The organism is Lacrimispora indolis DSM 755 (genome assembly GCF_000526995.1).
Taxonomy (GTDB): Bacteria; Bacillota; Clostridia; order Lachnospirales; family Lachnospiraceae; genus Lacrimispora; species Lacrimispora indolis.
Window position 1 is genome coordinate 646,435 of sequence record NZ_AZUI01000001.1, and the last position, 14,839, is coordinate 661,273.

The window sequence follows — 14,839 nt, forward strand, 5'->3', positions numbered from 1 at the left end:
CTCCATGAAATTCCTCCGCTCAAATATTCACCTGAAAATTTCATTATTATTATACATAAAAATCAAATAAAAAAGGTACAGCAGAAATTTCCCGCCATACCTTTTAAGTCCGTTCCATCAAACTCACTGTATCCATGCACCGTCAGCCCCCACCTTATATCCGTCGGGAGTCACCGTATTGGTGAGCAGCCTCCCCAGATAACCATCAGACATGGTGTTAAAATAATAAGCCTTACCGTCAATGATCTGCCAGCCAGTTCTCATGGCACCTAATGTTCCGTCATCCACGGGATTTAAGTAGTACCGCAAGCCGCCTTCATCGGAATACCAGCCGGTGAGCATATGGCCTTCCCAGTTAAACCGGTACCATCTGCCGTCAAGATACTTCCAGCTGTTGGAAGGCCAGCTTCCGTCACTGTACTGAAACCACCAGCCGGAAGGGCTGTACCGCCAGCCCCTCTGGTAGCTGTAGCTGCCTGGACCGTCATCGTCATCATCGTCGTCATCCCAAAAATCAAAGGATTCACTTCCTTCAATAGGCCCTTTGATTTTTGTGCCGGAACCGTTCCATCCTGGAAAATCCCGGACAGACTGCCCGTCAGCGGCCAAAACGGCCGCAGGAAATAAAACTGCCAGCCACAATACAACAGCTCCTAAGGCCAGCTTTTTTGTAAACCTTCCCATACTTTCCCTTCTTTCCTACCCATGTACCTTCCGGAGTTCCTATTTAAAGATCCCCTTCTTTTTATGTTTTTCGCCTTCACCTGTGCCGTTCATGGCTTCATCAAACTTGCGAAGCGCTTCTTTTTGAGCCTCGTTCATGCGCTCCGGCACTTGAACCACCAAAGTGACAAAATGGTCGCCCCGGATCGTCCGGTTGCGTAAGGAGGGAACGCCCTTTCCTTTTAAGCGCACCTTAGTATCGGTCTGGGTTCCCGGCTTCACCTCGTATTCCACGTCCCCATCCACGGTCTTAATGCGGATGCTTCCGCCTAAGGCAGCATTTGTAAAGGAAATGGGCACTGTTGAGAAAATGCTGGTATCCTGACGCTTGAAGATGGGATGGTTGGATACCACTGCCTCTACCAGCAGATCGCCTCTCTCGCCGCCATTGGTTCCCGGCTCTCCTGCACCTGCAAGGCGCACGGACTGGCCGTTGTCAATTCCCGCAGGAATAGTGACTTTGAATTTCTTTCTCTTTGTAATATATCCGCTGCCGTAGCAGTCCGGACATTTTTCCTTAACGATTTTCCCTGTGCCGCCGCAATCCGGACAGGTCTGAACATTCTGTATCTGGCCGAAAAAGGATTGCTGGGTATACATGATCTTTCCTTTTCCATTACATTTTGGACATGTAACCGGTGAGGTTCCCGCCTTTGCACCGCTTCCGTGGCAGGAGGAACACTCTTCCTTATAGTTCATCTCAATCTCTTTTTCACAGCCGAAAATCGCATCCTCAAAAGTAATTCGGATGCTGGTTCTGACATTGGCTCCCCTAGATGGCCCATTGTAACGGGCGCTGCTGCTTCTTCGTCCTCCGCCAAAGATATCTCCGAAAATATCCCCGAAAATATCTCCCATGTCCGCTCCGTTGAAATCAAAGCCGCCGAAACCGCCTGCTCCTCCGCTTCCGTCAAAAGCAGCGGAACCAAACTGGTCATACTGACGCCTCTTGTCAGGGTCGCTAAGGACACTGTATGCTTCGGAAGCCTGCTTAAATTTCTCAGCAGCTGCGGCATCTCCGGGGTTAGTGTCAGGATGGTATTTCTTAGCTAATGCCCTGTAAGCTTTCTTAATGGCTGCGTCATCCGCATCCTTTGGAACGCCCAGGGTTTCATAATAATCTTTTTTATTCTCTGCCATCTTAGGTCTACCTTTCATGTTTCAATCCGCATTCTGCATTCATATATGAGCACAGGATGACACAGCAATTGCACTGAAAGACTCCGGAAAAAGTGCTGTATCGCTACAACACTTTTCCCAAAGTCCCGTCAACCGTCCAGACTAGTTTACACCTCTTTGTAATCTCCGTCAACCACATCGCTCTCCTGATAGGAAGCGTCTCCTGCTCCCATGTCAGGGCCTGCACCCTGTGCTCCGGCCTGGGACTGTGCCTGCTCATAAACCTTTGCAAACAAGGCCTGTGCGCTGTTCATCAGTCTTTCTCTGCCTGCCTTGATATCTTCAATCTGCGCATCGGTCATCTCATCGATCGGAGCTCTGTTAATCGCTTCTTTTAATGCATTTAAGTCTGCTTCCACAGTTGCCTTATCGTTTGCATCGATCTTGTCTCCTACTTCCTGCAGAGCCTTCTCTGTCTGGAATACCATGGAGTCAGCATCGTTTCTTGCATCAATGCCTTCCTTGCGCTTCTTATCCTGAGCCTCATACTCGGCTGCTTCCCTTACTGCCTTATCAATATCGGAATCAGACATGTTGGAGCCTGAAGTAATGGTAATATGCTGTTCTTTGCCTGTTCCAAGATCCTTTGCAGAAACATTTACAATACCGTTGGCATCGATATCAAATGTAACCTCGATCTGAGGAACGCCTCTTCTTGCAGGCGGAATTCCATCCAGACGGAACTGGCCTAACGTCTTATTATCTCTTGCAAACTGTCTCTCACCCTGTACCACGTGGATATCAACCGCTGTCTGGTTATCTGCCGCTGTGGAGAAGATCTGGCTCTTCTTTGTCGGGATCGTAGTATTTCTCTCGATCAGTCTGGTAGCTACGCCGCCCATGGTCTCAATGGATAAGGAAAGAGGAGTAACGTCCAGAAGAAGAATATCGCCTGCGCCTGCATCGCCTGCAAGCTTTCCGCCCTGGATGCTGGCGCCGATGGCAACACATTCATCCGGGTTCAAGGACTTGGAAGGCTCCTTGCCTGTCAGCTGTTTTACTTTATCCTGAGCGGACAGCATACGGGTAGATCCGCCTACCAACAGTACTTTTCCTAATTCTGCGGAAGTAATGCCTGCATCTCTTAACGCGTTCTGTACCGGAACTGCTGTGCGCTCGATGAGGTCAGCAGTCAGTTCATCAAATTTTGCTCTGGTCAGGTTCATATCCAGATGCTTTGGACCCTCTGAGGTAGCGGTGATAAATGGCAGGTTGATGTTTGTGGTGGTAGAAGAAGATAATTCCTTCTTTGCCTTTTCAGCCGCCTCTCTTAATCTCTGCATGGCCATCTTGTCTCCGGACAAGTCAACGCCTTCTGCTTTCTTGAATTCATCTACCATCCACTGGGTAATGCGGTTGTCAAAATCATCACCGCCCAGACGGGTATCACCGTTGGTGGAAAGAACTTCGATGACGCCGTCGCCGATCTCAATGATAGAAACGTCGAAGGTACCGCCGCCTAAGTCATACACCATGATCTTCTGCTCTTTTTCATTATCAAGTCCATAAGCCAGGGCTGCTGCCGTCGGCTCGTTGATGATACGCTTTACGTCAAGGCCTGCGATCTTACCTGCATCCTTGGTTGCCTGACGCTGTGCGTCGTTAAAATATGCCGGTACGGTAATAACCGCTTCGGTCACCTTTTCTCCTAAATAAGCCTCTGCATCTGCCTTTAATTTCTGAAGGATCATGGCAGAAATCTCCTGAGGGCTGTAATTCTTTCCGTCAATGGTTACCTTGTAGTCCGTACCCATATGTCTTTTGATGGAAGAGATGGTGCGGTCAGCGTTTGTTACAGCCTGACGCTTTGCAGGCTCGCCTACAAGCCTCTCTCCGTTCTTAGTAAATGCAACAACGGATGGTGTGGTTCTTACGCCTTCGCTGTTGGGGATTACAACCGGTTTACCGCCTTCCATAACGGCCACACAGCTGTTTGTTGTACCTAAGTCAATACCAATGATCTTGCCCATAGTTTTTTCCTCCTATTTAATAAACCAAATGTGAATGTTATCTGTTTTCTGAGTTTTATATGACTAATTCGCCACCTGCACCATGGAATGTCTTACCACGGTGTCGCGGTAGGTGTAACCCTTCTGGAGTTCCTGGGAAACAACATTCTCTCCCAGTGACTCATCTTCAATATGCATGACCGCATTATGGAAATTGGGATCAAACGGCTTTCCCACTGCTTCAATGGGCTTTACGCCTGCTTCTTCCAGTGTTTTCATCAGCTGTTTGTATATCTTTTCCATGCCATCTGCAAAAGGAGCGTTCTTCTCCTCCTCGGAAATGGCTGCAAGGCCTCTTTCAAAATTATCTACTACAGGGAGGATCCGTTCCACAATATCCTTTGCCCCGATTTCAAACATGGCTGTCTTTTCCTTCTCTGTTCTCTTGCGGTAATTATCGAATTCAGCCATGTTCCTCTGAAGGCGGTCTGTCAGTTCTTCTATCTTTTCATCTCTTGGGTCTTTTTTCTCTTTCTTTTTCCCGAAAAGACCCTTTTTCACGGATTCTTCCTTAGAATCCTCTTCCGCCGTTTCTTCCTCTGAAACGCCTTCCTGGATTCCGTCGTCTGCACAGGCTTCTGTGCCTTCTATTTCTTTTTCAGTGAAAGCGGCATCTTCCGCCTGAACAGTCTCATCTGCCAGTCTTTCATCTGTTTTCACATCTTCCATGCTCAATGCTCTTCCCTTTACCTTTCATCTTTTTTCAAAATGGCATCCAGCTGCGTCATGAGATTGCGCAATGTGCTGAGTACCTTTTCATAATCCATGCGTTTCGGTCCTATGATTCCAATGGTACCCCTTAAGCCTTCGCCCAGCTCATAGTTGGCAGTTACAATGCTGCAGTCCTTCATGGTCTTAACGGGTGCTTCATCACCGATGTATACCTGGATTCCGGATCCGCTCTCCGAGCTGTTCACATCATCGATCAGCCCCTGCAAAAGCTCCTTTTGTTCCAGCGTGCCGATAAGCTTACTGGCCCTTTCTCCATCACTTAACTCCGGATACTTGAAAATATTGGTGGCCCCGCTGGTGTAAATCTGAAGGTCTTCATCATCGCCCTGGATGGCTCCTGCCACCTCGGTCAGTACCCGGTCCACCACATCACAGTGGGGCCCTGCCTGAATTTTCAGCCTGCTGATCACTTCAAGATTGATCTCTTCTATGGTCAGCCCGTTAAGGGCATTGTTAAGAAGAATATTCAGATTCAGAAGTCCTTCGTCATTTAATTCCGTATGAATGGGAATTATGGTATTCTTAATGATGTTTCCCTCCACCACGATTACTACAAGAAGCTTTTCTTCATCAACCTTGGAAAGCTGGATAAACTTCAGTTTGTTCCTGTGGTACTGGGGAGCGCTGATCATTGCCGCGTAATTGGTGTTCTGGGCAAGAAGCTTTGCCATCTGCTTTAACAACAGCTCCACCCTGTCTACCCGTTTCAGCATCATATCCTTGATCTCAGTGACTTCCTCTTCTTTTTCCTGCATGATCTGGTCCACATAAAAGCGGTATCCTCTGTCGGAAGGAATCCTTCCTGCCGAGGTGTGAGGCTGCATAATGTACCCCAGCTCCTCCAGATCAGACATCTCATTCCGGATGGTAGCGGAACTCAAGTTCAAATCCGTATACTTTGATATGGTACGGGAACCGACCGGTTCTCCTGTTTCCAGATAAGTCTTGATGATGGCTTTTAATATGGTTACCTTCCGCTCATCTAACTGATCCTTATCACTCAAGCTGCTCCACTTCCTTTCTGAGTTTTTTGTTAGCACTCAACGTTTGGGAGTGCTAACATCTTCTTTTCATAATATATTCTTTTTTTCTACTTTTGTCAATACATTCCTATAAAAATTTTTGGTGAAGTTTTTGTGGCTTGTTTGTACATTTTTCCTCATTCTTTTATTAAATATTACAAAGCTGTTGACAACTTTTTCTTGACATTTAACACTTTTGTAATATAATGGTAAGGAAGACACCATAACAACACGATCATAGCAACACGATCTAGTCCGCAGTGTTGCCTGTGAATCCTACGGCTCCACAGGCTTACGGGCATTCGCCCTATGAATTGGAACAAGAACAAATTTTCTTACGTGCGGGCACGACGAAAAATTTGTTCTTGTTCCAATCCGCACTGCTCATTGCGAGGTAAAATTATGAAAAGTTTTTCAGGGAAGAAATGTATTACCGGATTCCTGACACTTCTTTGTATTCTGCTGTTATCTATGTCTGCACTGGCAGCCGAAACTACGGGAAAAGACCAAACTGTGAATCAAGTACAGTCCGAAAGCTCTGGAACAGATCACCAAACCATACAAACCGGTACCGAAAATCAGACAGCAGCAGCCAATACGGAGACACTTCCTGAGGAAATCGGACCTGGTATCAAGAAAAAGGAACCGGTAAAACCGGAGGAGCCGGCGGCGCCCGTTTATGAAAAAGGAGAATCTCTTGGGTTCTTCACCGCCACTGCATACTGCCCTAACAGCGAAAACACCGGCAAGCAGGGCCTGACCTATTCCGGTACGGTTCCCAAGCCGCAGCATACCATATCCGCAGATATCACCATCCTTCCTCTCGGAACCAAGGTTATGATCGACGGTATCGTCTATACCGTTGAGGATATCGGAAGCAGTGTGAAGGGAAATAAAGTAGATATTTTCTTCGCAAGCCGCGCAGAAGCCCTGGATTTTGGAAGACAGACAAAAGAATTATTTGCAGTCATTGAACAGTAAAAATGTCCCCATTACGCCGCAGAACAGCGAACCACATCGCTGTTCTGCGGTGTTTTTTTTGCGCAAACAATGAGCCGGACAAATATGCTTGTATATTCATTAAACAAATGCCGAGGCAACTAAGAAAAGAAGCACAGAGAGATTTTTTAGTGTTTATTCTTGACAAATTTGGAAAAATGTGTAAAATGATTACTTGTACCTCATTTATTACAAAACTGTTACATATAATTATAAATATATTAAATTATATTACAGTTTGTAAAAAAGAAAGGAAGTATTTGTAATATGCATAAAACAAACCGAATTCACTGGTTCCTGGGAGCCTTACTAATGATGACATTTTTTCTGATAAATACATTTCTCATTTTTGCAGCGCAGACCGCTGGCATCATTGACAACGCCGACGAAAGCAGCGTCAGAGGCTGGGCCCTTAACAACTCTGATCCCAATACTGCTGCAGAAGTAAAAGTTGTTATTACCAATCAGGCAAACGGGCAGGTTGTGGCGGAGCTTACTGCCGCTGCCTCCAAATACCGGGAGGATTTAGTATCCCACGGGACCGGAAATTATGGTTTTGAGATACCGGTTCCATGGAGTTCTTACGGAGACGGCACCTACCTGGTAGAAGCCTATTCCGGCGGTCAGAAGCTGTCTGGCACTAAAGTCCACCCTGTGGGCGATCTCGCTGCCGCAAACCTCCAAAACAGCGGTTCTAACCTCCGTTCTCTGGGAGTATTTAAAACCACAGCTTACTGCCCCTGCCGCAAATGCTCCGGAGGGTGGGGCGGACGTACCAGCACAGGAACCATTGCCACTGCAAACCATACCATTTCTGTTGACCCAAGAGTCATTCCCTACGGAAGCCGCATCATGGTCAACGGAGTCATCTATACGGCGGAGGACTGCGGAGGCGGAGTCAAGGGAAACCACATTGATATTTTCTTCAACACCCATGGGGAGACCCGCTCCTATGGCACCAGGAGCGTGGAAGCATATCTGGTTCAATAACGCAGGATCCCAGTATAAAAGCCCGGTGAAGATTTTACCTTTCACCAGGCTTTTATTTATACGGAACTCTTCATTCCGTTTCCGCATCTTTCCGTTCTTACGGCAACTTCTTTAATCATGCGCATCAATTCTAATGCGCTTCGAAATCCCACATACTCTTTTGATGTAAGCTTTCCTATCACTCTCCCCTGCATGCTGGCATTCTGACGATGCTCTATTTTAATGATCAGCGTTTCTTTTGCCAGAATAGCCCGGGAGCTTAAGGTTTTGCTGTCCTGCAGCTGAATCTTTGCCTTAACCGGTATAGTGTTTGTCCTTTTATTTCTGTATGCATATTCCTCCGACATCTTTTTTGTAAGAAACCTTGGTTCCGTGGATGGATGGGGCGTTCCGATCCAGTCACATATTTCATCTAATTTAAGAATTAAATCGCCTACACCGGAAAACCAGACAGGCCTGTCTATGTAACTGTTAAGAATTTCACCATATAAATCTCCTTCTTTTTTTCCGTGAAAACAAACAAGCATGGTGCTGACCCGGTCCGTTGCAATCATGCCGTGGCACACGTTCTGCATTTCTTCGTTTTTTATCATATGTTTTTATCCTCTTTATCTATCATGCTTTATCAGATCTTTTTTGCGGAAAGGGAAAGCACAGGATCCGAATACTTTCCCTTTCAATAAATTATTTCTATTTATTTTTCACCTATGTCCTGATTCCAGAGGAGCCTTATGAGAGGAGTTAATGGGATTAGGCCGGTTTTTAAGTTTCCTCCTTACTGCAGCCAGGCGCCATCTCCGCCGACGCTGTATCCGTCCGGCGTCATTTCGCTGATGTACATGGAGCCCAGCGGTCTCCCTTCGTTGTTTTTATAGATCCATTTCTCCGTTGCCGGATCGTAATGATAGGTTTCCATACTGTTCTGCTCTGTAAAGTAATACCACTTTCCGTTGATGTTTCTCCAGCCCTTTGCCATCATTCCGGTTTCCGGGTCTAAATAATACCAGCGGCTGTCTTCCTTGTCATAGTGCCAGCCTGTCTTCATCTTTCCAAACCATCCGTCAGCTTCTGTATTGCAGTAATACCAGTCCAGCTTTTCGTCACGGAACCAGCCGTAATCCATGATCCCGTTGGCATTGAAATGATACCAGCCGTTCTTGCTTACGTCTCCGCTTGCATAATCCAGCTTTGCCCACATTCCCGTCAGACGGATCCCTCCGTTTAACACAAAGGCCCACTGCCTTCCGGTTCCGGACAGTTCTTCCCAGTTTCCATTGGTTCCAACGGTATAGCTCCTGCTCCTTGACGGATTGTATGGGCTGGCTTTGATTCCGCTTCCGCTTCCTCCTCCGCCCTTGCTTCCTCCTTTGCTTCCGGAGCCCTGGATCTTGTCATAGTGGTCATAGCGGTCCTCCAATGCTTCATCCAAAGGCTTTGTGACTTCCTGAAGCTTTTCCAGGGCCTCTAACAGCTCATCCAGCGTTGCCTTCGGAGATGTCCGCTCCAGTACCTCCAGGGCCTCTTCAATGGCTTCCTTTAACTTACCGGTTTCCTTTAATGTGAGGAAATAGTCATCGCTCTTATCTATGGCAGCCTTTATGGCATCCTCCAGCTCTTTCCTGGCATGGTCCACTTCCTTCTGATTGTCCTGGTAATAGGCATAGACGTAGGTTTTCCTGCTGATCTCACGGTCCGGATCGAATTCATTCAGACGGTCCTCACGGTAACTCCAGCCTACATAGTTATATTCCACTCCCTCTTCACTGATGAAAAGGTCTTCCGGTTCTTCTACCTGCCCGTATTCAAAGCTATAATACCCGTCACTGGGGGCTTCTCCCTTTCTTACCTTGAAATAGTACTGGTACTTAGGAATGGCTATCTGGTTTAAGAAATACAGCCGGTATGCCTTGGAATACACCATCACATACCTCATTCCCGCCTGGGCGGTAAAGGTAAACAACCCTCCGGTCTCTTCCGGATCATCCGACATCTCCACAAGCTCTGTCTGGACTGACCCATCATCCGGATCCGTAAAAATCCGGTACAGCTGATAGTCCATCATGTCCACATCATCCTTACCCAACTGGATAAAGGTAGTAAACTCTGCATCCGATGGTGTGGCCATGGCCGTCTTTCTTCCGTTGACGTATCTCTCGATATCTACATTCAGTCCCCAGGCCGCCTTAAACGCCTGGCTGTGATCGCTGTTGTATTCTGGTGATGCCTTCACTGCATTGGATTCCGTTGCCTTTGCGGCATTCTTTGTATATACCACCTTATAGGTCACATCCGCATGGTTCTGATCCATCAGGATCCGGTCTGCATCAGTGGTCAGCTCTTCTTCTAAATCCGGTATCTCCCCCGGATCAAGGGCGATGTCATTTCCGCTTCCACCCCGGACCTCATCCACTACCGTTGCATTGCTCGGACTGGCAACCGGCCTGGAATAGTACGCGGTAAACACCAGATTGGTATCCGGCATGTCAAAGGCCAGCTCTCTCTCATACAGCTTTCCGGTAAGTCCCGGAACCGATCCTATGGTAATCTTCCAATAAAGGAAGGTCTCCCCGGCTCCCTTGGACGCGTCTGCTGTGATCTTTACCTTGTCTCCCTTATGGGCTTCTTCATATCTGGCTGCATCGATCTCTTCCTGATCAACACTCACCACACGGCCTTCCAGAGTCTCCACGATATAGTTGGGGATTTCCAGAGCACCGCCCGGATCTGTGGTAATTGCCGATCCGTCTGGCAGCCTGCTTTCTGCCGTAATCCCTGTCTCTCCTTTTGGTCTGGCTACTACGATATACTCCTCGTTGTAGTTCAGCCCGGAAAAAGTCACGCTTCCCGGATTTCCTGTCACTGTCTGCCATCCGTCACTTCCGGTTTCCTGAGTAAGGATCACGGTTCCTTCTTTACTTAAGACTGCGTAATCCGACTTCTTATCGGCAGGCTTGATCACCAGCACCGTCTTTCCTTCGTGGTTCTCATCATACAAGATCTGGTAGTTGGTCTCCACCACCGGAGTCAGCACCTCCACCGGATCACTGATGTTTCCTGCTGTTTCTCCGATCTGGTTTCCTACGACTGCATTCACAGTTCCTGCTGCCTCGTACACAAGGTATCTGGCTCCCGGATAAAGTCCGTCAAAATACACCCGGCCTGCAATGGTTCCTGTCTGCACTCCCACGATTTTTCCGCTTAGATCCGTAATGACATACTGATAGCCTGCCGTGGTGTGGTAAACCGTAATCTTTCCCTTTCCTTCTCCGTTAAGTCCGCCAGAGGCATCGGGAGCTGCCACATCCGTTCCGAATACTGCCGGATCCGGATAGAAGCGTATGGTATAGGTGTGTCCGTTCTTTAATCCATCTGTTGATTCCACTTCCGTATCCCCGTCATACCAGCCATCCACCAGATAGTTGACCTCCGGCACATAGCCTGGGATCTGGCCTGCGATATCTCCCCAGGTCCTGTCATACTGGATATGAAGGGAGGAAATACTTCCGTCTGCCAGGGAACCGTGTTCTCCTGCCGCAAACTGAATGTTGATCCACTTTTCCGGATCTTCTTCAAACAGGGCCGTAACGGTCTCATCTCCGGTAAAGCGGTGATCCTCTTCCAGAAGCTGTTCTCCCGCATCTAAGGATCCGTTTCCGTTCTGGTCAATAAACCAACCGGCAAACCGGTAGTACTGGTCAGCCTGAGCCAGTGGCACCAGGCGTTTTTCTTTTATGGTGCTCCAGGTATAGCTGTCTGTCTGGCCTGCTGTAGTGCCGTCATTTTTCAATACGGAAGCCTCATAGACTCCGGTTCCGTTCCCCTGTTCCTGTACATCAGAAGAAACTCCGCTTCCGTGGGAAATAGCACCATTAATGCCTGATTTGAAAATGATCCGGGTCCACTGGGACGGAACACGGTCATACCGGTAGCTGACGGTCAGGTCATCGTTTGGCATGATCCCCGTAAAATCATGGGTTCCGTCAAAGCTTCCGCCGGAAAGCGGTACTGCCGCAGCACTTTCATAGGTGTATCCGTATAATTCCCGGAACTCTGCACTGACCGCCGTATCCGCTGTTTTCTGCTGTATCTCCGGATTAATGATATTCCTTAAGTTATTATCAAGGGTGTTATTATCCAGATAACTGACCGTAAACCGATACCCTTCGCCTGTTGCTTCATATATATATGTAATCTCCACCGGCTGGTTGGGCATAACTCCCGTAAAACTGCCGTTGTTTCCAAAGCTTCCCTGAACGGCACTGACCAGATTTCCATCTGCGTCATCCGGAGTATCTCCGGCTGTTATGCTTCCCGACACAAACTGGTATCCATAGAGGTCCAAAGGAGCTGTATTTATAGCATCCTCCGGGTAATAAGCGGTTGCGGCAGGATCATGGATCACGGTTCCGTTCTCCGTCACATACCGCACCGTTAAATCGGATCTGGCTGACGGATTGTTCCGGTCTACCTTGTATGCGTATTTCACCGCCGCATCCTGTCCCGGCATCCTTCCTGTAAATTGTCCTGTAGAGCCGTCAAAGTTTCCTATGGGCGCTGCCCCCAGCCCGTCATAATTATATTCAACCGGACTGGTAAGGGAATCCAGGAGACTCCACAGATATCCATGAATGCTCTTTTTCTGGGACTGGATCTCCGCCTCCACGGAATAAGCACTTTCCGCGGTCGTTGTCTGGAACACGATGGAACCGTTCTGGTTGGTGTAATCCACCGTGTAATCAAACTTCACATTCGGATCTGATTCCCATATGGCATAGTAGGTAACCGGATCTGCCTGATAGACAGCCGGTAGGGATGAAATGTATTCCGGGCTGGCCTGATTATTCACCTTGCTCCAGCCCTTAAACACGTATCCATACCTGGTTACGCTGGGAAGGAGGGCGTTTACGCTGTTTCCGGCTGTTCCGGTCAGTGTTTCAGGCTGAGGCGTCCCTCCGTTGACCACAAAAGCAATGGAGGCCTCAAGCCGGGTATATTCATAGGTGACTACCACATCCTGTCCCGGCATGGTACCGGTTATTTTTCCAAAGGTATCCCCTGCTGTTTCCACTGCAGTCAAGGTACTGCCTGTTCCCTGATCAATGGAAATTCCCGTCAGTTCATACCCGGAAATACCTGACGGCGGTGGGATTACTACCTCATCACCCGATGCGAAAGACAGGCTGGGGATATCCGGCGCACTGGTTACGGTTCCTCCTGTAGAGGAATCCCGGTAAGCAAAGCTTACGGCATATCCATTGCGCTTTAAGACCGTATTCCGGGAATTATTTAAGGCGGAGGATCCGACGGTAGCATATATCCCGACCCCGTTTCCGCTATCTGCATCCGCAAAAAAGTTGTCTGCAAACGGGCAGGAGGAAAAGCTTCCGGAATAATCAGCCGAAGGTACAGCTATAACAACTTCCTGTCCCGAAATTGTTGTCTCTCCCACGGAAGCCTCTGGAATCTGCTCCGAAGTGATACCGATCCGGGACGAACCAAGATCTCCGTCTACGGTAATATACTTCCCGTCAGCCAGATAAACATTTGCTTTTTTGCCTTCTGCATTTACATTATCTTTAATGGTAACTTCATTTAAAACCTGAAACTTTCCTGTGCTGTTAAAATAAATCGCTCCCCGTAAGGCAGACTGGTTCATCCTAACCTCCGCACCATCTAATATAAGATTTGCGCTGTTGGTAATATGTACTGCACTGCCCACAGCCGAATCAGGATCACTGCTGGTCACAATATTTTTCTCCAGAACAGCATCCTTATTTAATTGGATGGTTCCCCGGTCAGCCAGAATCAGCGGATCATTTTTGTCGGAAACATTTTCTCCGCTTAAGTTAATCCCATCAAGGCGGAGAATAGAACCTGTTCCTGACTGATCCATTTCAATCAGTGGTCCGTCACAGTCTTTTTTTAATGCAACCGGCGTTGTTATGCGGTTCCGCTGATGGTCAACATCTGCAGTTTTAATTGTAATATCAGGGCTTCCCCCACTTTCACCAATTACAATGGTTTGGTTAACCGGAGCGTAATCCTGAATATAGATATATCCTTTCTTTGTACCAATGGCCTGTTTTGCTCTTTCTATTGTATTAAACGGTTTATCATATTCACCTGTTCCAGTTACGTCGTCTCCATGAACGGACGAGACATAATAAGTTTGTTCCTGCGCTTTAAAGGCAACTTTTCTAACCACCTTCTGATAAGGACCCAAATCAAGCTTCCATGAATAAGACATTTTTGTGTCCATGTTTTCAATCCAATGGACTGTTCCATCGGTCTTATGATTCGCATTTGTCGGCTCATCAGATAAGTTAGCATAATACCTGGCATTATGGTAACTGCTACTGTTGTTGGTTATCGAATTAGAAAATACCATATAGTCACTTCCGGCCCATCTGGAATCTACTGTTGTTACCCCCAATTCCCTTCCCACCTCGCTGTCACCATTTGTAACAACATCAAAGGTTTGCTTGGTGGCTTCATTTACCATATGGAATCCCTGGTCATCAAGATAAAGGGTAGATGCATCAGCCGGGTCAGAAGGCCCCCCGGAATATCCGATTCCATCTCCTACCATGATATCCGCACCAGTCGCCATGTACATGGTTTTAGGAATATTTTCATTATTGTACATAACATACTCTACCATGGTCCATTTTCGGTCAGCACTGGGATATACCTTCATCTGCACTTCCACATTATAACCACGGTCAGTAATCTTTTGTACACCGCCATTATTCTCAATTGTTATTGGATAGGCGATGGTATCGTTTTCACTTCCAGACCTGATTACTGTTTTAAAACCAGAATAGTCCCATGTAACAGGAACTGCATCATGAGGTTGTAATTGGATACCTCCAGTATTGTTATTCTGGTATTTTCCAGGATCCAGATTGATATATGGATGCTCTGCCCCAATCCGCTCCGGATCAAGAATTCCCTGAATATTAAACCCATACCATCGATCATAAGACACTTGTCCATTTGGATCGTTCCTACCCCAATAATAAGCAGAGTTTAAACCACCTCCGTTATTTTTCATACTTGTATCAGGATTCAGCTCAGTATCGGCATAAGCAGTAATTCCTGATATGGATAGCGTATTCAGTAACATTGCAAAAGCCAACACTCTTGCTACAATCCGTTTCAGCCTATGTATAAACTTCAATTGCT

Annotated in this window: 9 protein-coding genes; 2 read left to right on the forward strand and 7 right to left on the reverse strand. The window is 47.3% G+C overall.

Features of this window, described 5'->3' with window-relative positions; translation table 11 throughout:
- Positions 1–123 precede the first annotated feature (123 nt).
- The 5 genes from K401_RS0103095 to hrcA form a co-directional block, all read right to left on the reverse strand.
- Entirely contained in the window at positions 124–684 is a 561-nt protein-coding gene (locus K401_RS0103095; RefSeq protein WP_024291598.1) for a hypothetical protein, read from the reverse strand.
- A gap of 39 nt (positions 685–723) precedes the next feature.
- Positions 724–1,863 carry a molecular chaperone DnaJ gene (gene dnaJ, locus K401_RS0103100; RefSeq protein ID WP_024291599.1) on the reverse strand — a complete coding sequence of 380 codons (1,140 nt, stop codon included), beginning with the start codon at positions 1,861–1,863 and terminating at the stop codon, positions 724–726.
- 146 nt (positions 1,864–2,009) lie between these two features.
- Positions 2,010–3,872 (reverse strand): molecular chaperone DnaK, encoded by a 1,863-nt coding sequence (dnaK, locus tag K401_RS0103105; RefSeq protein ID WP_024291600.1) that lies wholly within the window; start codon positions 3,870–3,872, stop codon positions 2,010–2,012.
- Between the two features lie 63 nt (positions 3,873–3,935).
- Positions 3,936–4,580 carry a nucleotide exchange factor GrpE gene (gene grpE / locus K401_RS0103110; protein WP_024291601.1) on the reverse strand — a complete coding sequence of 215 codons (645 nt, stop codon included), beginning with the start codon at positions 4,578–4,580 and terminating at the stop codon, positions 3,936–3,938.
- Between the two features lie 17 nt (positions 4,581–4,597).
- Positions 4,598–5,647, reverse strand: a complete 1,050-nt coding sequence (gene hrcA, locus K401_RS0103115) for a heat-inducible transcriptional repressor HrcA (RefSeq protein WP_024291602.1) — start codon at positions 5,645–5,647, stop codon at positions 4,598–4,600.
- A 420-nt stretch (positions 5,648–6,067) separates the two neighbouring features.
- Between hrcA and K401_RS0103120 the strand changes: the two genes are divergently transcribed.
- Entirely contained in the window at positions 6,068–6,646 is a 579-nt protein-coding gene (locus tag K401_RS0103120) for a 3D domain-containing protein (protein ID WP_024291603.1), read from the forward strand.
- A 330-nt stretch (positions 6,647–6,976) separates the two neighbouring features.
- Positions 6,977–7,654, forward strand: coding sequence for a 3D domain-containing protein (locus tag K401_RS0103125; protein ID WP_242837893.1), 678 nt, complete (start codon positions 6,977–6,979; stop codon positions 7,652–7,654).
- A gap of 56 nt (positions 7,655–7,710) precedes the next feature.
- On the opposite strand, the gene K401_RS0103130 is transcribed toward K401_RS0103125, so the two are convergent.
- On the reverse strand, positions 7,711–8,247 hold the full coding sequence (locus K401_RS0103130) for a hypothetical protein (protein ID WP_024291605.1): 537 nt from the start codon (positions 8,245–8,247) through the stop codon (positions 7,711–7,713).
- Between the two features lie 182 nt (positions 8,248–8,429).
- The gene (locus tag K401_RS0103135) at positions 8,430–14,834 is read right to left on the reverse strand and encodes a hypothetical protein (protein WP_024291606.1); all 6,405 of its coding nucleotides are present in this window, start codon (positions 14,832–14,834) and stop codon (positions 8,430–8,432) included.
- Positions 14,835–14,839: the final 5 nt, after the last annotated feature.

Coding starts and splice junctions, on each gene's coding strand:
- K401_RS0103095 (WP_024291598.1), bottom strand. CDS start 684: ATGGGAAGGTTTACAAAAAAGCTGGCCTTAGGAGCTGTTGTATTGTGG.
- dnaJ (WP_024291599.1), bottom strand. CDS start 1,863: ATGGCAGAGAATAAAAAAGATTATTATGAAACCCTGGGCGTTCCAAAG.
- dnaK (WP_024291600.1), bottom strand. CDS start 3,872: ATGGGCAAGATCATTGGTATTGACTTAGGTACAACAAACAGCTGTGTG.
- grpE (WP_024291601.1), bottom strand. CDS start 4,580: ATGGAAGATGTGAAAACAGATGAAAGACTGGCAGATGAGACTGTTCAG.
- K401_RS0103120 (WP_024291603.1), top strand. CDS start 6,068: ATGAAAAGTTTTTCAGGGAAGAAATGTATTACCGGATTCCTGACACTT.
- K401_RS0103125 (WP_242837893.1), top strand. CDS start 6,977: ATGATGACATTTTTTCTGATAAATACATTTCTCATTTTTGCAGCGCAG.
- K401_RS0103130 (WP_024291605.1), bottom strand. CDS start 8,247: ATGATAAAAAACGAAGAAATGCAGAACGTGTGCCACGGCATGATTGCA.